The following is a 22,613-nucleotide window of genomic DNA, read 5'->3' on the forward strand; positions in this document are numbered from 1 at the left end:
GGGGGAGGGCGAACCGCACCGCACGACCGGCCCAGCGTCAGTCGATCTTGAAGCAGCGGGTGCTGAGCGTCTGATCGTTCCCGGTCTGCTGGTTCGTCTTGTGATCGTAGCCGTGCGGGCATCCCACGTTGTACCCGTCTGTTCCGATGTAGGGATTGTCGAAGTGGAAGACGAAGTCGCCGTCAGGGGACGTGTAGATGATCGTGCCCTCGTCGCCGGTCATCATGCCATCCGACTCGGCGCAGAACGCCGCCGTCTTGCCAGGCTTGATGACCTGCGGCGGGTTGCTCGCCCACACGCCATGCTCGAGCTTCGACGAGGAGAGGCTCAAGTCGGAAGACGTGGCGTTGGTGATCGTCCAGTTCGTGCTGCGAGCGGCCATGATTCATTCCTCCATTCTTGGATGAGAGCGAGATGATCCGTGGCTACCGGGCTCCCGGTAGTCGAGGGTACCCAGGACCTCCTAAGCGCCCACGCACACGGCAATTGCAGCCATCGTGCCATTGGGGGGGCTTGAGCGATTCAAGGAGATACGCTGAATCCGCCGTTGGATCTGGGTCGCGCGGCAACCGCTTACCGGGGACGATTCGTCCGGCAAGTATTTGCGCGCCAGTGACGGCAGGATGTTGCCGGCGAAGCGGCGCGCGGTTCCGAGCCGGCGAAGCACGCATCTTCTGCTCCCCGCTCCATCACACCTCGATGCGCGCGTGGGTCGCGGCGCAGAACCGTACCTCGACTGCGGGAAGTCGGGCTGGGATGCGAACCGCCATGACGCCACGCGGCGTCGGGGGCTACCCATTGTTTGGTCCACGCTACCAGAACACCGGCCGCCGCCCCCGGCGACGCCTCAGCAACCAGTCCTTACCGCGCGCCGCCTCCCCCGCCCGCCGGCACCAGCGCCAGCACCCGCGCCGGCGCGCCGCTCCCGCGCGCGAGCGGCAGCGGCGCGACCATCACGACCGCCCCCGTCTCCGGCAGCTGGTCCAGGTTGGCCAGGTTCTCGATATGGTACCCACCGGCCCCGAGGAACGTCTTGTGCTGTTCGAACGTCTGGCTCGGCCCGGGATCGGTCGAGAGCGTGTCGATCCCGATGCCGCGCACGCCGCGCTCGTGCAGGTACCGGCTCGCCTCCACCGAGACGCCGGGAAAATGCATGACGCCCTTTGCGTCCTGGTTCTGGTACCGCGCGGGATCGCCCCAGCGCGCCGCCCAGCCGGTCCGGACGAGCACGATATGCCTCGGGCCGAGGGCCCCGTGCCGCGCCTCCCAGCCGCGGAGGTCCTCCACGGTGAGCTGATGATCCGGGCTCGCCGCCACCTTCGCCGTCACGTCCACGACCGCCGCGGACCCCACGAGGTGCTCCGGCGCGATCTGCTCGACGGTCGCCGTCCCGGTCTTGAAGTGCACCGGCGCGTCCACGTGCGTGCCCGCGTGCTCGTCCATCGAGAACCGGTTGATGTAATACCCGTCCTTCTCGACCGTCCCCAGCGTCTGCGTGGCGTACGGCTTGCTCCCCGGGAAGAGGGGCATCTCCGGCGTGATCGGGTGCGACAGGTCGACGACCCGCGCCGACGCGAGATCGATCCCTCCCAGCGCCCCCTGCGCGGCAGCCGTCCCCCCCGCCGCGCCGCCGCCCTCCGCCGGTCCCGCCGACACCGCCGCCGCGGCGGCCGGCGCCGCCGCCGCGCCAGCGCCCCCCGCCGCGCCCGGCCCCCCCGCCACGCAGCCCGCGAGGGCCACCGCCCCCGAACACACCACGCCGGCCGCTGCCCGCCTGGCGCTCACCTGGAACGAGAACGTGCTGAGTTCATCCGCCTTGTGCATGGCGCCCATGTCACCACAGGCCCGCCCACACCACAAGGCGCGGTGCCGCGGCTCACACCTCGTGCAGCTTCACCCGGCGCCGCAGATGCTTGATCAGATCGATGCGCGTCACCAGCCCCACGAACTCGTCCCCGTCCGTCACGATCGGCACGAGCCCGGCGTCGAACATCGGGAGCAGGTCCCGGATCGGCGTGCGCACGTCGACGGTCCGGAGCCGCGTCGTCATCGCCGTCTCCACCGGCTGCTGGAAGCGCGACGCGTCGTCCACGGCGGCGAGCAGCAGGTCCGACTCGTCCAACAAGCCGACGATCTTGCCGTCCTCCAGGACAGGCAGCTGCGACACGTCATAGAGCTTCATCCTCGCGTAGGCGACGAGGAGCGCGTCCCCGCGCTGCACGGTGACGACCGCCCTCTCCGAGTGGCGCCGCGTGATCACGTCGCGCAGATGCCCTGTCGGCAGCCGATCGGTGAAGCCTTGATCGGCCATCCAGAAGTCGTTGTACATTTTCGAGAGGTACTTGTTGCCGCTGTCGCACTCTGCACGTGGTCTTCCTCGACGGGGCTTATCACGAAGACGGCACCGAGCTCGTGTGGAACGAGCTCGGTCACCTGCGAACGCGCGAGGTCGGTCAGGTCCTAGAGCGGATGCTCCGTTACCTCCGGCGGCACGGGCATCTCGAGATCGAGCACGACGTCGAGGAGGACGACGAGCCCGAGGCAGCGCTCTGTGCCTCCGCCGTCTCGGGACGAGAGCCGCGCCACACGTCGTCGCCCCGCAATGGCTCCGCGGGCTCTCGCCGTCTCCTCCGAGCGCGCTCGCGAGCTCGAGCCCGCGAAGCGACCCGATTGTCCCGAAGCGTGGCTACGCCGATGGTGCCGTGCCCCGAGCAAATGGTTCGCGTCGCGCCGTGTTCATGCATCCAGGCGTGACGCCGGACATCCTCGCCACCGGGACGGGGGGAGCGCGCCTCGGGGAGGGGGCATATCCCCGGGGGGCGACCGGACAGGGTGCTCTGGGCGCCGCCGGGCTTCGGCTTCACGACCTGCGTGCACGCCGACGCGAGCGCGGCCGAGAGGCCGCCGACCGACCGAGACCCAAGGAGACGCCCATGACCATCGCCCTGCACAGCCTGACGGCCGGGACCTTCGCACCCTTCCTGCGCAACCTCTCCGCCCTGCTCGACAAGGCAGCGGCGCAGGGCCACGACGGTGCTGCGCTCGCCCAGCTCCGGCTCGCCCCCGATATGCTGCCGCTCTCGATGCAGGTGTGCTTCGTCTGCGACCAGGCCCGCTTCGGCGTCGCGCGGCTCGTGGGCGAGGAGCCGCCGGCGGTGGCCGAGGCCGACGCCGACGCCGACCTCGCCGGCCTCAAGGCCCGGATCGAGCGCACCATCTCCTACGTCGAGTCCGTCGCGGCCGACCGCTACCGGGGTGCGGAGACGCGCACGATCGCCTTCCCGCAGGCGGCCGACCTGTCCGTGGAGTTCACAGGCGAGCAGTTCCTGCGCGACTTTGCGTTCCCCAACTTCTATTTCCACCTGGTCACGGCCTACGACATCCTGCGCAACCAGGGTGTCCAGATCGGCAAGGCCGACTACCTGGCCCACATCGGCTACGCGCTGCGCGGCACCCCGCCTGCCGAGGCAAGCGGACGGCAGTAACCATCAACGGTCGCCCCTCCCGCTGGCGACCCGCAAGGCTCCGGCAGCGCGTCCATGCGAGCGGCGCGCTCGACGGTTCGCCCCGGCGGGACAGTCCCGCCAGGATTTCTGCGACGATGCGGCGGACGCGGGCGGGATATCAATAATTTCAATCTGCTCTGTCTGATTCACGGCAGAGCGCGCGCCCTGCGCGAGGCACGGAGAAGGCGAGAGCGGGGCGCGGCGCCTCAGAAGGCGGCGTCACGGTGCTTCGCCTTGTACTCCGCCTTGTACAGATCATGGCAGGCCTTGCAGCTCGCCTTGGCGCCGTCGATATCGCCCTTCTTGGCCTTCTCCGCGCCTTCCTTCGAGATCGCGACCCACTTCGACATCCCGGGCGGCGGCTTCGACGCCACATAGTCCAGCGCCGACGCGATCTTCGCGCCGTCGCCGCTCGTGGTCGCCGACTGCATCACCGTCTTCATCCAGCCCTGCATCGGACAGGCCTTCTGTCCTTTTGCGCCGCAGCCGAAATCCTTCCCCTCGGCGACCGATGCGGGGACGTCCGCCGCCTCGCCCGCGGCCCACGCTGCGCCCGCAAAGCCGCCGGCAATGCCAATGCTGGCGCTCATGATCATGGCCCCCATCAGCTTCATGCTCATCGACATCTGACGTCTCCTGGTCTGGTGAAAAGCAAGCTCAACCACCCCATCGCAGCACGAAATGTGATCGTTCACATTGCCGACGTCAATCCAAATCGGCCGAGGATGGGGCGAGCTCCTGGCCGGAGCGCGCGCTCGAGTCGACGCGCACAAGAGGCGATACCCAGGGAGCCGGCCGCCCGCGGCATCGAGCGCCAGCCGTCCGTTGACAGGTCGGCGCGGGTCGGCGCGGGTCGGCGCGGGTCGGCATCGAGCGCATCGGGCCGGCGATCACCGCGGTCCGGCGCTCGCCCCGCCCCGTGACGCGGCGCCCCGGATGAGCCCGCCGGCGCTGTCCCCCTTCGGGATCGAGGATCCGCTCGGGCCGGTCGTTTGGGTTTGACACCAGGAATGTGATCGTTCACATTTCGAAAGGGAATACTTGTTCTTTGCCATGGGTGGGTCGTCCTGCGTGCCTTTGCGCGGGCCATCCTCCCATCTGATGGGCGCCTCCGTCGAGTCAGCACCAGGGGTGCGGGGCGCCGGTAATTCCGCTCGCGAGAGGATTCAACGTGCGCCTTAACACAACGTGGTACCGAGCAAGAAGAATGACCCTGTCGGCGATGGCGCTGGCCACCGCCGCCGCGATTCCGTCCCCCGCTCGGGCGGACAACCCGATCGTGCAGACCTCCTACACGGCCGACCCCGCTCCCATGGTGCACGAAGGCAGGTTGTACCTCTACACGTCACACGACGAAGACGTGTCGGTGAACAACTTCTACACCATGAACGACTGGCACTTGTACTCTACCACGGACATGGTCAACTGGACCGACCACGGCACGCCCGCGGGCTACAAGACCTTCAGCTGGGGAACCGGCGACGCGTGGGCGCCGCAGGGTATCGCCAGGAACGGCAAGTACTATCTGTACGTACCGCTGAACAACGCCACCGGCGCGAAGATCGGCGTGGGCGTATCGGACAATGTGGCAGGCCCGTTCATGGACCCGCTGGGAAAGGCGCTGGCCCAGCAGGGATCCGGCAACATCGACCCGACGGTGTTCGTCGACGACGATGGCCAGGCCTACATGTACTGGGGGAATGGCACCCTCCGGTACGTGAAGCTGAACTCGGACATGATCACCACCTCGGGAAACATCACCAACGTGGCGTTGAATGGCTTCACCGAGGGGCCGTGGTTCTACAAGCGAGGGTCGCTGTACTACATGGTCTACGCCGCCATCGCCGGGAGCGAGAAGATCAGCTACGCGACCAGCAACAGTCCGACCGGGCCCTGGAACATCCGCGGCGACGTCATGGACGCTGGCCGCACCTTCACCAATCACCCCGGCGTCGTCGACTACAAGGGGCACTCGTACTTTTTCTATCACAACAGCGCATTGCCGGGCGGCGGTGACTTCAAGCGCTCGGTGTGCGTGGAGGAGTTCAAGTACGGCGCCGACGGCAGCATCCCGAAGCTCACGATGTCCACGAACGGACCGCCCGCCATCGCCACGCTGGATCCGTTCAAGCAAGTCGAGGCCGAGACCATCGCCTTCTCGTCAGGGCTCAAGACCGAGGTGTGCACCGACACCGGCGGCGGCATGAACGTCACGTCCATCAGCAATGGCGACTACATCAAGGTGAAGGACGTCGATTTCCTGGACGGCGTGACCTCCTTCGAGGCTCGGGTGTCGTCCGCAGCCGGCAACGCGAAGATCGAGCTTCACCTCGACAGTCAGAACGGCACGCTGCTCGGGACGTGTGACGTCTCGGGCGCGACGTCCTGGACCACCAAGACCTGTGCGGTCAGCGGGGGCAGCGGGAAACACGACTTGTTCCTGAAGTTCGTCGGTGGCGGCGGCGACCTCTTCAAGTTCAACTGGTGGCGGTTTACCGGACCCACCATGCCGGGTGACGGGGGCGACGGAGGCGGCGGAGGCGGCGGAGGCGGCTCGGACCCGGGAGCGGGCGGCAGCGGTGGCAGCGACGGCGCCGGGGGCGCGACGTCGGGCACCGGCGGCAGCGCCGTCGCCGGGGGCACGACCTCGGGCAGCGGCGGCTCGGTCACCGGAAGCACCAGCGGAACGACCGGCACCGCCGGCTCGGGCAGCAGCGGCAGCGCCGGATCCTCCGGTGGGAACGACGCGGACGGCGACGACTCGGACGGCTCGTGCGCTTGCCGGACGGGCGCGAGCACCGGGAACGGCGGAAGCGCCGTCGCCCTCTGGCTGGTCGCTTCTGCGCTCGTTCTCGGGCGTCGGCGCCGGTAGGCGCTCGCGATCCGGTCGCTGATCGCTGCGAACGGCGGTCGGCATCGCTGCCTAGGTTGGCGAAAACGAACAGGCGTTTGCGGGACTGCGCCTGAGCGGCAGCAGCGGCGAGGTCCCGGCGCAATCCCGCAAACACCTGGATCCGCGAGCGCGCCGGGGGCTCTCGTCAGCGCACGAGGGGCTCCGAGGCGCGCTTCAGGCCGGTCAGCGCCCTGTAGCGGGCGGCGATGGCCTCCAGCTCGCCGGGGGCGAAGACGTCCTCGATACGGTCGAAGCCGTCGGGCGCGCGCTCATAAGCGATCTGCAAGCATTGCTCCGGACCGTTGCGGCGATTGGCCGCGACGATGGCGGCGGTAGCGGGCAGGCGCTCGGCCTCGTAGGCGGCCAGCGCTTCCACCGGATCGGCATGGGCGGCGAGCGCGCGGACCAGCGCGCGGGCGTCCAGGATGGCCTGGCTCGCCCCGTTGGAGCCGTTCGGATACATGGGATGGGCGGCGTCGCCCAGCAGCGTCATGCGCCCATGGCTCCAGCGCGGCAGGGGATCGCGGTCGACGAGCGGGAACTCGTAGATCGCTTCGGCGCCCCGGATCAGGTCGGGCACATCCAGCCAGCCGAAGCGCCAGGCCTCGAACCTGGGCAGGAAGTCGGCGGGGTCGCCCAGCCGGTTCCAGTCCTCCCGTCGCAGGCTCCTGGCGATCGCGAGATCGGCGGCCCAGTTGATCGTCTGGCGGCCGTCCGGCCCCGGTGGGGAGATCGGATAGGCGACGAACTTCTGGTCCTGATGTCCGGCAATGATCATGCTGGCGCCGGTGAGGAAGGGCGCCGCCAGGGTGGTCGCCCGCCAGAGCATGCGACCGCCGTAGATCGGCGGCCCCTCGTCCGGATAGAGGCCGGCGCGCGCCGCCGAGTGGATGCCGTCGGCGCAGATCAGGAGGTCGGCGGAAACCTTCCACGCCGCGCCCGCGCGATCGTGGAAGCGCGCCGCGATGCGGCCCTCGCCCTCGTCGTGGCCCGAGAAACGCCGATCGCAGAGCACCCGATCGGTGCCCAGCCGCTCGACGGCGGCGTCGAACAGCACACTTTGGAGGGCGCCGCGGTGAAGGGAGAGCTGCGGCGTGGCATGACCCGCGAAGCGGCCGCGGGGCTCGCCCCAGATGCGCTGGCCGAAGCGGTTGAAATAGATAAGCTCGCGGGTCGCTATCCCCTGGGCCAACAGGGCCTCGAAGAGACCCAGCTCGCCCAGCACCTCGACGGCGTGGGGCAGGAGGTTGATGCCGACCCCGAGCGGCAGGACGGTGGGCGCCGCCTCGAACACCGTCACCTCATGACCCGACGCGTGCAGCGCCAGAGCCGCGGCCAGGCCGCCGATCCCGGCGCCCGCGACGATCACTTGCATAGGTCCTCCCGTAGACATGCGGCTCGACGCCGCCCCTTGTTGAAGCCGCCGCCCTCTCGATCGCCGTCACGGCGGCCGCGGAGGGTCATCGTCGCAGCCGCCGAGCATTGAAACGAGCGCGCCGAGCGGTCCACAGTTCCTTACCATGATGACCTCGCCGTCGCTCGAGGACAGCACGTACCTGGCGTCCGTCAGCGTGCTCGATCCGAGGAGCTGGTAGTCTCCTCCTCCGGGTCGGCGGGCAGGAAGTCCAAGCGCTTTGTAAATTTCGAGAAACTTCAGCTCCGGTCTCAGGGCCGGGTCGAGCTGACACGATCGCCCTATGCGATCTCGCACGTGTGAGGAAAGGCTCCGGCGGCGAGTCGACGCGAGCGGCGGGCTCGACGTTCGGTCCAGGCCCGTTCACCGCTCAGGTGCCACCGGCAGCCCGAGCAGCCGGCCGATCGCCTCGTGCACGACCCGGGCTGCCTCCGCGTCAGACCATCGAATGGGCGGCGCAAGGTTGGATGCGGCGGGGCGCTCCAGAGCTCACCAGCAGTCGCGGGTGCTCCAGCCGTTCTGAACCACGGTGGCACATGCCCGACCGATGTTCGCCTCGATGAAGGTACGGTTGCTGTTGATTGGCGCCCAGATATTGTCCACGTTGGCACCGCTGCACCCTCCCTTGGAGTTGACTCCAGAAAGGACACCCGAACGAACGGTGCTTTCTGGAGTGGTCGCCGCGCTGGTCAGGAAGCGCAACGGCCCGCCCGAATCGCCGGCGCACAGGTGTGGGTCGGCCTGTGGGACAGTCTTCGTGTAGGCCCCGCCGCTCAAGGCAATACCAGAGAAACTCCCCCCGCGAAGCCTGCCGTCGCTCGCTGGCGAGTCTGCGTAGCCGTAGGCGGTCCCGACGGTCGAGTCACCGCCGGCATTCAGATAGGCTGCGTCCTTCTGCACGATGTTCGCGAAGTTCGTGCCGAAGTTCAACGTGGCAACATCGCGATCCGCGTTGTCGCCGGTCCATGCTTGGGTTGCCGTGTGATACACACCCAGGTACGTCGATGGCACCGCCCAGCTTGCCTGCAGCTGACAACCACCGGCAGGATCCGTGATGCAGGTCCAGGTGCCGTCTTCGTTCATTCGGTAGGCCGCAAACCACGCGGTCCCGGTATCCGGCGGATTGAAGTTGATCGGCGGATTGGCCGTGTCCGGCGTCAACCAGCGACGAATACAATGGGCGGCAAGCACTATCGCGTCACGAGACACGACCTGTCCGCTGCAGCCGGACATGACCCACTGATTCCCGACCTTGAAACCGATATCAACGATGCCACCCGCCCAGCGATTCGAGACGAGCGTTCCGTTCGCCAGCCCTTGTTCAGCCTCACCGAACTCCATCCCGACGACCGCCGGTTCATCACCTGCAACTTCGCCGCCACAGGAAGCAAGGCCCACCGACAACAAGCCCATCCCTGCCAACACCTTGTCTATGCCAAACATTTTGAACATTCACATCTCCCGTACCTGTGGAGGAGCCGCCCCTCCACGACCGCTGCCTGGAGCGCCGAACAGGTTGAATTTTCCTGAATTCAATGCGTTGCGAAGCCCGACCGCTCTGGGATGTCGCCAGGATGCCGGGCAAGCAGCGCTCGCCCCCTCCGACGCCTGATCCCCCCGACGCGGCCGTGGTGCCGCTGCCGCCGCACGCTGTGCTCGTCGGCGTCGGTGCCCTTGCCCGGGATCGCGATCCCGCACCCGGGGGCGACGAGCGAGAGCACCGGGAAGCCGCAGAGCGAAGAGTTGGCTTGCAGGAGCCTCATGACAACGCCTCCCGCCGCACAATCTCCGGGTTCCGTCCCCGCGATCACCATTTCGTCGCGCGCGTGCAGATCCCGGCGCCCGCTTCGATGCGGCCGGCGTGGGGACTGCCCGGGCGCGCTTCGAGGAAGCGCCGCCTCACGTCGAGCGCCGCTCCGCCGTGAGCACGGCGCCCCACGGCCGCCCCGCGCTCGGCTGGGACGGCGGCGGGGAGCGGAGCTGACGGCTCAGCGAGGGCGGGCGCGCTCCATCGCCTCCGCGAGCGCGAGGTCGTCGGGCGTGCCCCGCGCGCGCAGCCCGGCGATGGCGCCGTCGCGATCCTCGGGGCGGCGGTTCTGCGACAGCTTGAGCTTGCCCTCGATCCGCGTGATCTCCATGGAGAGGCCGACGATCGCGGGGAGCAGCGCGGCTCGCTTCTCCGGCGAGAGCTCCGCGACGCTCCAGGGCTCGGCCTGCCCGCGCTCGTTCACGTCGGAGAGGCGCGCGAGCAGCGCGAGGAGCGCGTCGTGGTCCTCGATGGCCCGCGGCGCGCCGTGCGCGTGGACGACAGCGTAGTTCCAGGTCGGCACGTCATCACGCGAGGCGTACCACCCGGGCGAGATGTACCCGTGCGGCCCGCGAAAGACGGCCAGGACCGGCGTGCTCCCGTCGAGCGCGCGACGGATCGGGTTGGCCCGCGCGACGTGCGCGAGCAAGGTGCCGTGAGAGCCGCTGTCACGTTCGAGGAGGAAGGGCACGTGCGCGATCATGGGCACGCCGTCCTCCCCGGGCGCGATGAGCATGCCGAACGGGTGCGCGTCGATGAGATCGTGGAGATCGGCGAGCTCGGGCGCCTCGTAGACCCGGGGGAGGTAGATGGATCGCGGCGCGCCCGTCGTCATGACCGCAGGGTGTACCACGGAGCGCGCGCCGGCGGCGAAGGGGCTCGTCTACTGGGCGGCCTTCATCGCGAGCGGCAGCGGGCAGTCGCTGTCCTGTCCGGAGAGGAGCTGCCCGCGGCGCGAGAGGCCGACGTGCCGAGGACGCTTTTTCTGGATCCAGGGCCATATTACCCAGTTATTTGAATTGATTTTCTTGATATTGCTTTCAATTAGCCTGATTCTGGCAGAAAAATTCTGGATTCGGCCCGATTGCACCCATAAAAGCAGGTTGATTTTCTAGATTCCGTCGACTTTTGTCTGGTTCTTTGGCTAGGATGTCTCGATGCCCCTGGTCCCTGCGCCCCCTGTCGCCCCGCGCGGCTACAGCGCCGTCGAGCTTGCGCGCGCCGCCGGTGTCAGCACCGGCACGATCAAGCACTGGTTCGCGGAGGGTCTGATGGACAAGCCCGCGTTCCACGGCCGCCGCACGACGTACGGCCGCGAGCACCTGGTGCGGGCGCTCGCCATCAAGAAGCTGCGCGAGCGCAACCTGCTGCTCCCGGAGATCAAGCGGAAGCTCGCCGAGATCCCGCTCGAGGAGCTGGCAAAGGAGGTGCTGCCGCCCGAGCTAGCCGAGAGCGCAGCGCCCGGCGCGGGGGAGCGCGCGGACGCCGCTGAGCTCGGCCGGGCGTGGCGGCGCGTGGAGCTGATGCCGGGGCTGGAGCTGCACGTGCGCGCGGACGCCGGCGCGGTGGTGCACCGGATGGCGGTGGAGATCCGTGAGAAGTACGGGTGTGAAGGCGAGGAAGGGCGGCGCTAGAGCACCCACGATGAGGCAGCCCCGAGGAAATCAACAGAAGGGAAGAGAAACGGCGAGGGCGCACGGGGCACGCAGGAAATATCTCGTCTCGGCAAAGCCGCCACGGTGATCGTGTCGGGCGGCCTGAGCTTCGCGTATTCGGCCGGACAGCAGTTCTTCGTCCTGCGGAACCCCGATATCGTCTCCTCGGCGCGCCGTCGCTAGCCGCTCGCCTTCTGCGCTCCCAGCGCCATCATCGCGTCCCAGAACATCCTCTCATACGCCTGAAATAGCCTGGTCGTGCGGCGGATCGCGCGGGGCTCCACGCCGCGGTCGAGCCCGTCCTGCACGATGGCGACCGCGGTGTCCTCGAACGACGGCAGCGCCGCGAACGCGTCCAGGAAGGCGGTGTGCTCGGGGCCGAAGCCGTACCGGTCGCGGAGCGCCTTGCCCATCCTGCCGCAGTTGAACCCCCACGCTGGGAAGTTGATGAGCAGGGCGCACGCGATCTCGGCCGCCGAGGCGTTGGCCGCCGCCCAGGCCATCTGGACGGCGTACGCGAACCCCTCCGCGGTGACCTCGTACCGCTCCAGATCGTCCTTCGTCATGCCGAGCTTCCAGCCCATGGCGGCGATCCCGTCCGGCGCCACGAGCTCGCCCTGGAGGACGCCGCTCCAGAAATCGCGCCAGGGCGTGTCCCCGAAGCGCTGGAGCATCATCGCCATCGAGCGCAGGTCGCTGAGCACCACGTGGTGCTGGTGGCCCGGGAAGGCCCTCAATCCAAGGGCCGTGACCTCTCCCCGTTCGATGGCGTCCGGATAGGGGTGGGCCCTCAGCTGATCGTCGATGCTCCGGAGCTCTTCGCGAATGTCTTTCACCAGCGCGGCCGCGGTCTTCATGGATCTCTCCTCCTGATCGGGCGCCATCCTACTACCGCATCGCCGCCGAGATCCCACGACCTGCGGGGCGCTACCCGCCGGCGCGCTGCCCGCTTGCGCCCCCCGCACCCGCGCGATTGTCGCGCCAGCCATCTGCGCGCACCGCGAACGCAGAGATGGTCAGCACGGTCATGATGGCTCCGAAGGTGCCGAGCCCCATGAAGGCCGCGATGCCGACGTGGAGCGCCACGGTGGCCGCCACCCAGAGCCGCCGGGTGCGCCGCGGCCAGATCATGAGGGGATAGCCGCATTCGATGAGCAGCACCATCCAGCCCGCGCCCACGGCGAGCCATGGATAGCGGGCAAGCCAGGTGAAGTCGCGCTGCCGATACTCGGGCAGGTTGAGCGTCCGCCAGATGGCATCGCCGTTCCACCACTGCTCACCGAGCGCCTTTCCCAGCCCGCTCGCGAGGTAGACGATGCAGAGGTGTATCTGCACCACGCGCAGGGCGAGCCGCGCCATGCTCGTGGGCCCGGCGGGCGCGCGGCCGAGCCGTCGATCGAGCGAGAGCGCCGCTCCCGCCGGCATCCACAGGAGATAGAACAGGAAGATGTTGGCGAACTGGTCTACGCCGTAATTCGTGCTGTCCGCCGTCATCATCAGCATCAGGTGGGCGAACCAGGCGCCTGCGGCGGCCACCCTCGTGTACCATCCCGCGAGCAGCGCGCCGAGCGCGAGCACGTAAAGGGCGCCCACGGCGGCGATGATGGGCGACTCTCCGATTCCGAGCGTGGCGAGGCGGTCTATCAGCCAGCCGAGCCGGACAGACCCCGGCCTCCCGAGCGCGTCGAGGAATGGTGTCTGGAGGATGCCCGATCGCCCATAAAGCTCGAAGAGCGCAGGAGCGACCATCGCCGCCTGGAGGAGAAGAACCGAGGCGAGCCCGATCCGGAGGACGGCGAGCGGCGCCGCCGACGCAGGAGCGAAGGCGAAGCGCTCGACGGCCACGCACGCTCGCGCGATCCCACGCTCGAGCGCAGCCCGGGGAGCAGCCGTCGATCGCGCGTTCACGGCGCGCTCCCGCCGCTTTGCTGCGCGCGCACGAGCTTCGCGCGATGCACGAATTTCGCTCGATAATTCAGCTTCCATCCCGTGGGCTTGCCGTCGCGGTACTCCGCCATCGTGGGGAGCTCGAACGTGTCGAGTCGTACGACGACGCTGTCGGCGTCTGGGTGCCTGGCGAGCACCTTGCCGGCCCAGGAAGCCACGAGCGAGCGCCTCACCATCGGATCGTCCTCCAGCGAGAACATCCCGATGATGTTCCTGACCCGGATATCTGCTTCACGGCTCACCCCCGTCTCCAGGACGTCGGTGGCTTTGCTCCCGTTCGCGCCGTTCACCTGAAAGCTCGCGGAGAGCGTCGTTCCGACCCCCGGAGCGAAGAACGAGTATCCGCTGTCCGCTCCGGAGAGCAGGCCATAAACCTGCACCGCCCGGCGCGCCCAGCCCCCGTCTCCCACGCTGACCTGCAGAGCGCCCAGGCAGACCACCACGAGGTGCGCCGCCGCTGCGGCAAGCAGAAGGATGGCCCGTCCTCGGCCCGTGGCTGTTCCGTTCATGCGACTCACCTCCAGGGTGCCGCGACGCCGGCACCTCTCCCGACCGGACGATCCGCGCTGCCGGCACGGCGGCGCTCGGGCCGAGCGTCGACTCGACCTGCAAGCGCCGCCGTGAACCGTCAGGGATCAGCGCTGACCAGCCGTCAGGCTCACGACCGGAGTCGGGAGCCCTGCCCGCGGAACGTCGGCCCCGACCCCCCGATGGCCGCGGTAGCCGTGATGGCCGTGGTGGCCGTGATGGCCGTGAGGCCCGTGGATGCCGTGACGATCGCTGGCGCTCGCGTCCGCCGAGCCCGATGTGCTCGTCTCCTCGACGAGCGCGAGGTCCTGAATCGGTATCGTGCTGGCCGCACGAGCGAGCGGAGCGACAACAACGACCGCGGTCGCCACGAGAGCGCCGTTCAATCTCGACTGTTTCATTTTCGATTCCTGTCCTTCTGCCCGGGCACGCTGACTTACGTGCCGGGTGATGGTGCGCCCGACGCCCAGAGGGGCAAGCGCACAGCCAAGGACGGCCCGGCGCCGTCCGAGGAGGGGCTTGGACCCGGCGAACGTGCCAGCGATTTCTGGCCTCCTGTGAAGGGGACGAGCGGCCTTGTGCGCTGAACAGGCACGAGGAGCTCCTCCTTCTCGTGCTCGTGCGGCAGCAGCGCTACCGCCGCGCCGCCGCCACGATCTCACATCGCTCGGGGCGCTACCCGCCGTCGCGCTCCCCCGCGTGTGCCCCCCGCACCCGCGCGATGATCGCGCCGGCGACCTCCTCGGCCGGCCAGCCCTTGGCGAGCCAGCGCTGCGGGATGCTGTGGGAGCGATCGTCCTCGCGGATCACCAGCGTGATCGGCTTGGCCGGGGGCTGCAGCTCCACCGACTCGACGCGATCGAGCGGCACGGTGACCTCCCGCGCACCACGGAGCGGATGCATCGACGGCAACGAGATCGATCGAGGGCCAAGGACGATCCGGAACTCCTTGAGCGCCGCAAACCGCGCAGCGCCGACGACGCCGAGCGCGCAGAAGGCCCCTGACAGGATCGCCAGCACCGCGTAGAAGACGTCGGCGCCTCCGGGCTCGAAATGGATGATCCCGTTCAGGATCAGGCCGCGGTCGTTCATCTGGGCCCGGTGGGCGAGGACCGCCGCGCAGACCGCAAAGAAGAAGGCGCTCAGGAGGAGCTCCGGGTAGGGACGGCGGAGCGGGATCTCGAGAGCGTCGTCCGCCGCGTGTTCGCTCGCCTTCATCGATAATCCCCTCCGCTGGCGGCAGCCGCCTCGTGCAGCCGCACGGCCAGGACCTCTGCGTCGATCGCCGCCTGGTGCTCGGTCAAGAGGAAGGTGTCGCCGTCCCGGTGGGCGGCGACCCAGGGGAGCGCGCGCGCGTCGCCGATCACCTTGTCCCGGCTGCCGACGAGGACGAAGACGCCCCGCCCTTCGAGGCCGGCGCCGAGGCTCACGCTGCGGATCTGCGCGGCAGGGATGGTGACCGGAGCGCCGTTGGCGGTGAGACGAACGGCGTCGGCCGAGATCGACTCCAGGCGGACGGATTGACCGTGACGCGGATCGCGGAAGACGGCGATGTCACGCCGGAGCGCGAGGGAGACGCCGGTCGCGCCGGCGCCATAAAGAAGCCAGGCGAACCAGGCGAGCGACGGCTTGAGCCCGGGCAGCGCAGCGCCCCACAGCGCGCCGGCCGCGATGAGCGCGGCGGCCACGATGCAGAGGCCCACGCCGGCGCGGATGCGCCGGATCCTGCCGAGCTCCTCGATCGACGTCCCCAGCGCCATGAGCGCCAGCGCGGCGACGCCCAGCCCCGCCGGAGACGCGAGGAAGGGAAGCACGCCCTTCGGGCCGGGCGGCGCCATGCACGCGAGCGCCGCACAGCAGAGCCCGATGCACATCGCGCGCGCCTGGAAGCTGACCGGTGGGCGGAGCACGTGAGAGAATCATGACATCGCGGCGACTCCGGGCTGTCAATGCCCCGCAGCCACCTCCGCCTCTCCTCGTGTCGCCCGCCGATATCGGCCGCTCCCGAGCCGCGCTCAGGTCCTCTCCGGAGCGCGCTCCGTCGCGCGGTCGTCGAAGAAGCGGGCGTTGATCTCCCGGTAACGCTGCCACTCGGCCGGCAGCTCGTCCTCATCGAAGATGGCGCCCACCGGGCACTCGTTCTCGCAGGCGCCGCAGCAGATGCACGACTCGGGATCGATGTAGAGCTGGAGGCCGGCGAGGCGTGTCTTCCGCTCTGCCTCGGGAATGCGCGAGATCTCGTCCGCCGCGAGCGGGCCGTGGATGCAGTCCACGGGGCAGACGGGGACACAGGCGGTATCACACGTGGCGACGCAGGGCTCGGCGATGACGTAGGCCATGAGGGTTCCTTTCCGCGGCGCGGTCCTCCGCGCGCTCTCCTCTCCCTCCTTCGGCAGGGAGCAGGGAGCGTGCCCGCGGCCCGAGCGGCTTTTCCCGGGCTTTCGACGGCCTTGTGCGGTCCAGGCAACGCTCCTACGGTGCCGCACGACGCCATTTCGTCGGCCTCGCTCCGCGCACGATGACCGCCTCCGCCGATCACGCCCTCCTCCTGCTCGCCGACCTCGGCGAGGCCTCGGCCCGCGCGCACACCGAGGCGACGCTCGTCCCTGCGGTGAGCGCCGCGCTCTCGCGCCATCTCCCGCTGCAGCGGCTCGATCTGCGCCGCGGCGCGGCCGCGCCAGGCGCGCCGGAGGTCCGGCGCGGCGCGGGCGGCGAGACGATGGCCGTCTTCGCGCTCCGCGACGCGGAGGGCGCCGTCGGCTGCGCCACGATGGCGCTCGGCGACGGCGCGGCGCTCGACGTCTCGCCCGCGCTGCTCGAGGCGATCGGTCGCCTGCTCGCCGTGGCGCTGCGGCAGGTGCAGGTCCTCGGGCGCGTCGCGGCGATCGCGCGCCGCGCGCAGGGGGAGAAGCGGACGCTGAAGGAGGAGCTCGATCGCGTCGCGCTGCCGAGGGAGGTGGTCGCGGTGGGCCCGGCGATGCGGGCGATCTTCCAGCAGATGGTGCCGCTCGTCGCGCGGCAGGACACGACCGTGCTGGTGCGCGGCGAGACGGGCACGGGCAAGGAGGTGATCGCGCGCCGCATCCACGCGCTCTCGCGCCGCGCAGAGCGGCCGTTCCTCGCGGTCAACTGCGGAGCGCTGCCCGAGGGGCTCGTCGAGAGCGCCCTGTTCGGCCACGAGCGCGGCGCGTTCACGGGCGCTGCGGCGCGGCACCTCGGGCTGTTCGAGCGCGCGAGCGGCGGGACGCTGCTGCTCGATGAGGTCGGCGAGCTGCCCAGGGCGGCGCAGGCGAAGCTCCTGCGCGTGCTCCAGGAGGGCGAGATCGAGCGCGTCGGCGGCGAGGGCGCGGTGCGCGTCTCGGTGCGGGTGATCGCCGCGACGCACCGGCCGCTCGAGGCCATGGTGGCGAGCGGAGCGTTCCGCGACGACCTCTATTATCGGCTGCAGGTATTCCCGATCATCGTCCCCCCGCTGCGGGAGCGGCCAGAGGACCTGGAGCCGCTCACGCGCGTCATCGTCGAGAAGGTGGCGGCGACCTTCGGCCGGACGCCGCCGCGGGTGAGCGCGGAGTCGATGGCGCGGCTGCGGGCGCACGGCTGGCCGGGCAACGTGCGGGAGCTCGAGAACGTGATCGAGCGGTCGATGGTGATGTCGACAGGAGACGAGCTCATCTTGTCAGCGCCGCTCGCCGCTGCGCCCGGCGCGACAGGGCGCGTGATGACGTACCGAGAGGCCGCTCAGCGCTGCATCGAGGAGGCGCTGCGGGCCGCGGGCGGGAAGATCTACGGAGAGGACGGGGCCGCGGCGGCGCTGGGGCTGAAGCCGACGACGCTGCAAAGCAAGATGCGGAAGCTCGGGATCCGGAAGGGCGGAGAGAAGGGCTGACGACCGAGAGGCCCGTCAAACCACGCGACCCTACCCGGTGTGGGGGCGTGATCCACATGGTCTCCAGGCGGCTCCGCCATCGCACCGACGAGCCCGGCGGTCGAGAGATTCCCCTGGATCCGGAGCGCCCCAGGATCGTCGTATCAGAGCTGCTGCATCAGTTCGACCCTGACGGTCAGGCCCTGTTCCTCGTGGAGTTTCACCGCAATACCGGATGACGCCGATCGTCGCAAAACCGGTTTTCTTCGAGAGTTCGTCGCTTTTCGAGGAGAGTGAACGAATCTGGATTCTATCGTCGGACGTACGCGCGCAACGTGGCTGGATCTTGCGCTCTACGAGACAACCAACAGCAGCACGCCAAGGACGCAGCTGGGCGGGCCGGGGAAAAGCGGACGCGACTTAGAAAAGAGTCTTGACTTTCACCTCCTGTCTGTATGAATATTCTAATCCCCTTTGACGATCCGGACCGTACTCGGCCGGGGGCCGCAGACGGTTGCAGGATCGTACAGAGGTCGACTCCGGGTGACACTGCCGGGGCTACTTGCTTCTTGCGGCTTCGCGTTCGAGTTGTTCTTGCTTTTTCCGAGTTGATGCCCGGCCCCGTCACACGGGGTGTTCGCATGTGAGCATCTGTCCGACAAACATCGTGATTGCCAGGCATGTGGTCGGCGCAGGCCCGCGGGCGCATCCGTGATCACCGGATCACGAGCACGCTGGCCGGGAATTTTGAACTTTAACCAAGGACTCGGAGGGCTCGCGTCTTCCTCGATGGTTCACAAATCCATTTCGAGCAGAGGCCGTGACTCCGCCGATCCGATCATGGAGAAATCTTAAATGCGCATCGTTCCCTTACTTGGCTATCTATCCGCTTCGATCGCGTGTGGCCTGCTGGCGTGCAGCGTCGAGAACATCGTGGACGAGGACATCGAGGCACAGGAGGGCGCGCTGGACAGCGCGGATCGCTCGATGTCGGCGAACGTCGCCGTCACCTCGGACTGGGGAAGCGGCTACTGCGCGAACGTGACGGTCAAGAACAACTCCCGCGGCCCGGCGACCACGGGCTGGAACGTCGTCGTCGGGCTCAACGGCTCGACGAGGAGCAACTCGTGGAACGTGAACGCCACGGATTCGGGCGGCCAGTTCACCGCCACGAACGTGAGCCATAACGGCGCGATCGCCAAGGGCTCCTCGACGGAGTGGGGGTTCTGCGCGAACGGCAGCGGGCGGCCCACGATCGCCTCGGTCACCGGCTCCGGCGGCACGATCGACGGCTCGAGCGCGTCCTCGTCGTCGAGCAGCAGCGCGAGCTCGAGCAGCAGCGCGAGCTCGTCGAGCAGCAGCGCGAGCTCGAGCAGCAGCTCGGGCGCGGGAGGCGCCGGCGGCGGCGGCGGGGCGGGCGGCTCCGGCGGGTCGGGCGGCTCCGGCGGGTCGGGCGGCTCCGGCGGCGGCAGCACGTGCAATTCACCCAACCAGCAGGTCTGCGGTAATCAGACGGGCACCCACTGCGGCTACACCTTCGAATACTGGAAGGACACCGGGAGCGGATGCCAGACCAACACGGCGAACGGATTCAACGTCGAATGGAGCAACATCAACAACCTGCTGGGCCGTAAAGGTCTGAGGCCCGGGTCGAAGAACCAGATCGTGACCTACTCGGCCGACTACCGGCCGAACGGCAACTCGTACCTGGGCGTCTACGGGTGGACGAAGAGCCCGCTCGTGGAGTACTACATCGTCGACAGCTGGGGCACCTGGCGTCCGCCGGGCGGCCAGGGATTCATGGGCACCGTCACCAGCGACGGAGGCACCTATGACATCTATCGCACCCAGCGAGTCAACCAGCCGTCGATCGAAGGCAACACGACCTTCTATCAGTTCTGGAGCGTCCGGCAGCAGAAGCGCACGAGCGGAACCATCACCGTCGCCAACCACTTCAACGCGTGGGATCGCCTGGGGATGAAGATGGGGAACCTGTACGAGGTCTCGATGGTCGTGGAGGGCTATCAGAGCAGCGGTAGCGCCAACGTGAACGTGTCGATGAAGTGAGCGCTCGGCCTTGAGCGTCGCATGACGAACGCGCGCGGGATGGCCATCCCGCGCGCCACGTGCCCGGACTTCTTCAGCCCCAGGCACGACTCCCCACCCCTCTGGCAGACACGCGGCGCGAGCTCGAGCGGCTGGCGGCGGCCGTCGCCGATCGCTCTCGCTCGCAATGCATCGGGCGCGCTCAGCTCGCCTACCTCGCAGGAGCCCCTTCGCCGCTCCCGCGGTGTCACAGCTCCGCCATGGCGTCGCCAACCATCGGCGGCGAGAGGGGCGTCGCCCGCGCACGCCCGGGTGTTTGCCTCCCCGCGAGGGCCTGCCGCTGGCCGGCCGCGCTTTCCCGAGGGCCTCCGGGGCGAGGTTCGGGTTCCTTCCGGCCATTCTCGCAGGTATGGTCACGCCAGGCGTCCTGGCTGCCCTCGTCGTTGACCACCCGGCACGACGACCGCACCCTCCGGGTCAGCCAGGCCTCGGAACAGCAGACCATCGCCCGCACCGAGACCTCGATCCCCGAACGGGGAGCCCTCATGCCGCCCACCCGACCCCCCCAGGTTGACCCCACCCTGCACCTCGGCCCCTCGGCTTCGTCAGCCCTCCAGGCGAGCTTCGGGCCCGGCAAGATCACCCGCGACGGGAGCTTCTGATGAGAGAACACGCAGCAGTCCGGACGACGAAGCCCCTCGCGACGGTCATGGCCGCGGCGCTCGCCGTCGTCTGCTGGAGCGCGGCATGCAACGCGATCTCGGGGGTCGACGATCTCGATTTCTCGGGCACCGCGGGCGCGACGGGCGGCGGCGCTGGCGGCAGCGGCGGTGGAACGGCCGGCGGTGACGCGGGCGGCGGCGGCGCCGGTGGCACGGGCGGCACCGGCGACACGGGCGGCGCCGGCGGCACGGGCGGCGCCGGCGGCACGGGCGGCGCCGGCGGCACGGGCGGCGCCGGCGGCACGGGCGACGACAACTCTTACGTCATCCCCTGTGGTAGCGGCAACGTGGCAGTCGGCGTCCACGGCCGGAGCGGCGGCTCGATCGATCAAATCGGCCTGATCTGCGCGCCGCTCGCGGGCGACGGCACCCTGGGCACCGCCTTCCAGACCGTGACCGCCGGCGGCAACGGCGGCGGGCCGGGCAGCGTGATCTGCCCTGCGAACCAGGTCCTGGTCGGGATCAACATCTGGGTCGACACCCAGGTTTACCGGGTCGAGCTGCTGTGCCAGACGGTCGAAGCGTGGAAGATGAGCGATAGCGTCAATGTCGGCCCCGGCATCGGCAACATGCACAGCACAGGTTTCGGGGTCAAATGCCCGATGGGGAGCGCCATCGTTCAGATCATCGGCGAGGCCGACGACTATGTGCACTCCGTCAATCCTGGTTGTCGCGCGCTGTGACGGACCGCTCTCGTTCCGGGGCCGCGGCTCTCGTGAGAACGCCTCGCAGAAGCGGAGCGAGCCAGCGACGGGAGACGCGAGCCGGCCAAGGCGGCGAGCGCGGAGGACGACCTCTCCGCAGCCACGTGGCCATGCGCTCTTCCCATCCCTGCTGGCACAACTAGGCATACCTTGGCCCTCTCCTGGCGTGACAAGGTCGCCAATGGTCGTCTAGCCCGCCCAGGCGCCGCGCCATCCGCGTTCGCCGCTCCGCTGAGAAATTTACTGCCCATCTGGACCCGGAAGAACGCCTCCCGAGGTGCGGCGAATTCTGCTAGAGCTGTGAGCCGCGTCGGGCGCTGGTCGCGCCTCGGCGCAGCGGCAGCTTCTTAGGATCACCGGCAGACGTGCCGCGCTGCGGCAGCGCGCAGCTCCGGCGAACGGGCCTATCACCTTTCGGGCATCAACATGACTTTCCATCGCGAAATCGCACGCTTCACTTGGGTTGGGATCTCCTGTCTGGCCCTGTCCGCTGCGGCGGCGGGCTGCTCGGACGGCGCTGGCGACTCCTCGGAAACGGGGGGCGCGGGCGGCAGCGGCGCGGGGACCGGCGGCGCCTCGAGCGTGAGCTCGGGCGCGGGCAGCCCCGTCGCCGGCAGCAGCAGCAACGGCACCACCAGCAGCGGCAGCAGCGGCAGCACCACCAGCAACGGCAGCACCACCAGCAACGGCAGCAGCAGCAGCAGCGGCGGCGGCGGCGACCCCAGCAGCACCAGCACCACGAGCACCGGGACCCCCGAGACGAGCGCCACGTCGAGCACCGGCAGCGGGACGCCGACCGGCGGGTGCCCGGCGAGCGCGACGTTCTGCTCCGACTTCGAGGGCGACGGGCTCCCCGACGGCGCGACGTACCGTCCCTCGTACCAGGCGGCCGACGCGCTGAAGAACATGGCGATCGACTCCTCGATCTTCCACGCCGGCACGCGCGCGCTGCGCGTGAACCCCGGTGCCGCCGGCTACGACTGGAGGATGCTCTCCGTCCCGTCGCCCGGCTCGACGTTCTGGGTCCGGCTCTACGTGCGCAGCAGCGTCGATCTCGGCCAGTCCGATCACAACGCCTACTTCCAGGCCATGACGGGCGACGGCGAGCCGAACGCGGGCGACAACATGGAGGTCGCCGAGCAGTACTGCCAGATCGTGCTGAACCTGCACGACGATGTCACCCTGTCCACGGGCGGCGAGACCCGGTGCGGGAGCAACGGTGTGAAGCTCCCCAAGGACCAGTGGCACTGCATGGAGGCCTACTTCGACGGCGCCAAGGGCGGCGTCCAGGTCTACGCCAACGGCACCAAGATCATCGACAAGACCGGCGTGAAGACGCTCAACTACAAGACGTTCAGCTTCGGCTACCTCGGCTTCCACGGCCCGGCGCGGACGATGTGGTATGACGATGTGGCGGTCGCGCCGGAGCGGATCGGCTGCGCCCCCTGACACGGCCGAGCGCCGGCGCGTGGGTGATGCCAGCGCGATGGCCTGACCGCCGTCGCGCGCGCCGCGCGGCCTCCTTC

The 22,613-nt window shown here is 69.1% G+C and carries 24 protein-coding genes; 9 read left to right on the forward strand and 15 right to left on the reverse strand.

Features of this window, described 5'->3' with window-relative positions:
- Positions 1 to 37: 37 nt before the first annotated feature.
- From WMF29_RS30205 to WMF29_RS30215, 3 genes are all read right to left on the reverse strand, one after another.
- Positions 38 to 382 (reverse strand): hypothetical protein, encoded by a 345-nt coding sequence (locus WMF29_RS30205; RefSeq protein ID WP_437323605.1) that lies wholly within the window; start codon positions 380 to 382, stop codon positions 38 to 40.
- 479 nt (positions 383 to 861) lie between these two features.
- Positions 862 to 1,824: a cyclase family protein gene (locus tag WMF29_RS30210; protein WP_437323606.1), complete on the reverse strand. Its 963-nt coding sequence runs from the start codon at positions 1,822 to 1,824 to the stop codon at positions 862 to 864.
- Between the two features lie 52 nt (positions 1,825 to 1,876).
- Positions 1,877 to 2,329 carry a CBS domain-containing protein gene (locus WMF29_RS30215; RefSeq protein WP_437323607.1) on the reverse strand — a complete coding sequence of 151 codons (453 nt, stop codon included), beginning with the start codon at positions 2,327 to 2,329 and terminating at the stop codon, positions 1,877 to 1,879.
- 604 nt (positions 2,330 to 2,933) lie between these two features.
- Between WMF29_RS30215 and WMF29_RS30220 the strand changes: the two genes are divergently transcribed.
- Positions 2,934 to 3,485, forward strand: a complete 552-nt coding sequence (locus tag WMF29_RS30220) for a DUF1993 domain-containing protein (RefSeq protein ID WP_437323608.1) — start codon at positions 2,934 to 2,936, stop codon at positions 3,483 to 3,485.
- A 227-nt stretch (positions 3,486 to 3,712) separates the two neighbouring features.
- Here the strand turns inward: WMF29_RS30220 and WMF29_RS30225 are convergent, their stop codons facing one another.
- Positions 3,713 to 4,132: a hypothetical protein gene (locus WMF29_RS30225; protein ID WP_437323609.1), complete on the reverse strand. Its 420-nt coding sequence runs from the start codon at positions 4,130 to 4,132 to the stop codon at positions 3,713 to 3,715.
- A 581-nt stretch (positions 4,133 to 4,713) separates the two neighbouring features.
- Here WMF29_RS30225 and WMF29_RS30230 point away from each other — a divergent pair.
- Complete coding sequence (locus WMF29_RS30230; RefSeq protein ID WP_437323610.1) at positions 4,714 to 6,378, forward strand: glycoside hydrolase family 43 protein; 1,665 nt, start codon at positions 4,714 to 4,716, stop codon at positions 6,376 to 6,378.
- Between the two features lie 166 nt (positions 6,379 to 6,544).
- On the opposite strand, the gene WMF29_RS30235 is transcribed toward WMF29_RS30230, so the two are convergent.
- The 3 genes from WMF29_RS30235 to WMF29_RS30245 form a co-directional block, all read right to left on the reverse strand.
- Positions 6,545 to 7,774 (reverse strand): flavin-dependent oxidoreductase, encoded by a 1,230-nt coding sequence (locus WMF29_RS30235; protein WP_437323611.1) that lies wholly within the window; start codon positions 7,772 to 7,774, stop codon positions 6,545 to 6,547.
- A gap of 528 nt (positions 7,775 to 8,302) precedes the next feature.
- A complete protein-coding gene (locus WMF29_RS30240; RefSeq protein WP_437323612.1) occupies positions 8,303 to 9,265 on the reverse strand; it encodes a hypothetical protein in 963 nt (320 codons plus the stop codon).
- A gap of 80 nt (positions 9,266 to 9,345) precedes the next feature.
- On the reverse strand, positions 9,346 to 9,576 hold the full coding sequence (locus WMF29_RS30245; protein ID WP_437323613.1) for a hypothetical protein: 231 nt from the start codon (positions 9,574 to 9,576) through the stop codon (positions 9,346 to 9,348).
- A 98-nt stretch (positions 9,577 to 9,674) separates the two neighbouring features.
- On the opposite strand from WMF29_RS30245, the gene WMF29_RS30250 reads away from it, so the two are divergent.
- Positions 9,675 to 9,797 carry a hypothetical protein gene (locus WMF29_RS30250; RefSeq protein ID WP_437323614.1) on the forward strand — a complete coding sequence of 41 codons (123 nt, stop codon included), beginning with the start codon at positions 9,675 to 9,677 and terminating at the stop codon, positions 9,795 to 9,797.
- 4 nt (positions 9,798 to 9,801) lie between these two features.
- Here the strand turns inward: WMF29_RS30250 and WMF29_RS30255 are convergent, their stop codons facing one another.
- The gene (locus WMF29_RS30255) at positions 9,802 to 10,455 is read right to left on the reverse strand and encodes an FMN-binding negative transcriptional regulator (protein ID WP_437323615.1); all 654 of its coding nucleotides are present in this window, start codon (positions 10,453 to 10,455) and stop codon (positions 9,802 to 9,804) included.
- Positions 10,456 to 10,777: 322 nt separating this feature from the next.
- Between WMF29_RS30255 and WMF29_RS30260 the strand changes: the two genes are divergently transcribed.
- Positions 10,778 to 11,254, forward strand: a complete 477-nt coding sequence (locus tag WMF29_RS30260) for a helix-turn-helix domain-containing protein (RefSeq protein WP_437323616.1) — start codon at positions 10,778 to 10,780, stop codon at positions 11,252 to 11,254.
- 200 nt (positions 11,255 to 11,454) lie between these two features.
- Here the strand turns inward: WMF29_RS30260 and WMF29_RS30265 are convergent, their stop codons facing one another.
- From WMF29_RS30265 to WMF29_RS30290, 6 genes are all read right to left on the reverse strand, one after another.
- Positions 11,455 to 12,132 (reverse strand): hypothetical protein, encoded by a 678-nt coding sequence (locus WMF29_RS30265; protein ID WP_437323617.1) that lies wholly within the window; start codon positions 12,130 to 12,132, stop codon positions 11,455 to 11,457.
- Between the two features lie 70 nt (positions 12,133 to 12,202).
- On the reverse strand, positions 12,203 to 13,183 hold the full coding sequence (locus WMF29_RS30270) for an HTTM domain-containing protein (RefSeq protein WP_437323618.1): 981 nt from the start codon (positions 13,181 to 13,183) through the stop codon (positions 12,203 to 12,205).
- Positions 13,180 to 13,731 carry a hypothetical protein gene (locus WMF29_RS30275; RefSeq protein ID WP_437323619.1) on the reverse strand — a complete coding sequence of 184 codons (552 nt, stop codon included), beginning with the start codon at positions 13,729 to 13,731 and terminating at the stop codon, positions 13,180 to 13,182. Before WMF29_RS30275 ends, WMF29_RS30270 begins: the two co-directional genes overlap by 4 nt.
- Positions 13,732 to 14,425: 694 nt before the next feature.
- Positions 14,426 to 14,968, reverse strand: coding sequence for a hypothetical protein (locus WMF29_RS30280; RefSeq protein WP_437323620.1), 543 nt, complete (start codon positions 14,966 to 14,968; stop codon positions 14,426 to 14,428).
- Positions 14,965 to 15,660 (reverse strand): hypothetical protein, encoded by a 696-nt coding sequence (locus WMF29_RS30285; RefSeq protein ID WP_437323621.1) that lies wholly within the window; start codon positions 15,658 to 15,660, stop codon positions 14,965 to 14,967. Before WMF29_RS30285 ends, WMF29_RS30280 begins: the two co-directional genes overlap by 4 nt.
- A 105-nt stretch (positions 15,661 to 15,765) precedes the next feature.
- On the reverse strand, positions 15,766 to 16,089 hold the full coding sequence (locus WMF29_RS30290) for a 4Fe-4S dicluster domain-containing protein (RefSeq protein ID WP_272094522.1): 324 nt from the start codon (positions 16,087 to 16,089) through the stop codon (positions 15,766 to 15,768).
- 179 nt (positions 16,090 to 16,268) lie between these two features.
- Between WMF29_RS30290 and WMF29_RS30295 the strand changes: the two genes are divergently transcribed.
- From WMF29_RS30295 to WMF29_RS30310, 4 genes are all read left to right on the forward strand, one after another.
- The gene (locus tag WMF29_RS30295; RefSeq protein WP_437323622.1) at positions 16,269 to 17,636 is read left to right on the forward strand and encodes a sigma-54 interaction domain-containing protein; all 1,368 of its coding nucleotides are present in this window, start codon (positions 16,269 to 16,271) and stop codon (positions 17,634 to 17,636) included.
- 47 nt (positions 17,637 to 17,683) lie between these two features.
- Positions 17,684 to 17,854: a hypothetical protein gene (locus WMF29_RS30300; protein ID WP_437323623.1), complete on the forward strand. Its 171-nt coding sequence runs from the start codon at positions 17,684 to 17,686 to the stop codon at positions 17,852 to 17,854.
- Positions 17,855 to 18,548: 694 nt separating this feature from the next.
- On the forward strand, positions 18,549 to 19,682 hold the full coding sequence (locus WMF29_RS30305) for a glycoside hydrolase family 11 protein (protein WP_437323624.1): 1,134 nt from the start codon (positions 18,549 to 18,551) through the stop codon (positions 19,680 to 19,682).
- Between the two features lie 640 nt (positions 19,683 to 20,322).
- Positions 20,323 to 21,066 carry a hypothetical protein gene (locus WMF29_RS30310; RefSeq protein WP_437323625.1) on the forward strand — a complete coding sequence of 248 codons (744 nt, stop codon included), beginning with the start codon at positions 20,323 to 20,325 and terminating at the stop codon, positions 21,064 to 21,066.
- A 428-nt stretch (positions 21,067 to 21,494) separates the two neighbouring features.
- Here WMF29_RS30310 and WMF29_RS30315 read toward each other — a convergent pair whose 3' ends face one another.
- Positions 21,495 to 21,995: a hypothetical protein gene (locus tag WMF29_RS30315; RefSeq protein ID WP_437323626.1), complete on the reverse strand. Its 501-nt coding sequence runs from the start codon at positions 21,993 to 21,995 to the stop codon at positions 21,495 to 21,497.
- On the opposite strand from WMF29_RS30315, the gene WMF29_RS30320 reads away from it, so the two are divergent.
- Positions 21,994 to 22,536: a hypothetical protein gene (locus WMF29_RS30320; protein WP_437323627.1), complete on the forward strand. Its 543-nt coding sequence runs from the start codon at positions 21,994 to 21,996 to the stop codon at positions 22,534 to 22,536. The genes WMF29_RS30315 and WMF29_RS30320 overlap by 2 nt on opposite strands.
- Positions 22,537 to 22,613 lie beyond the last annotated feature (77 nt).

The sequence above is a fragment of the Sorangium sp. So ce381 genome, assembly GCF_051473845.1.
GTDB lineage: Bacteria > Myxococcota_A > Polyangia > Polyangiales > Polyangiaceae > Sorangium > Sorangium atrum.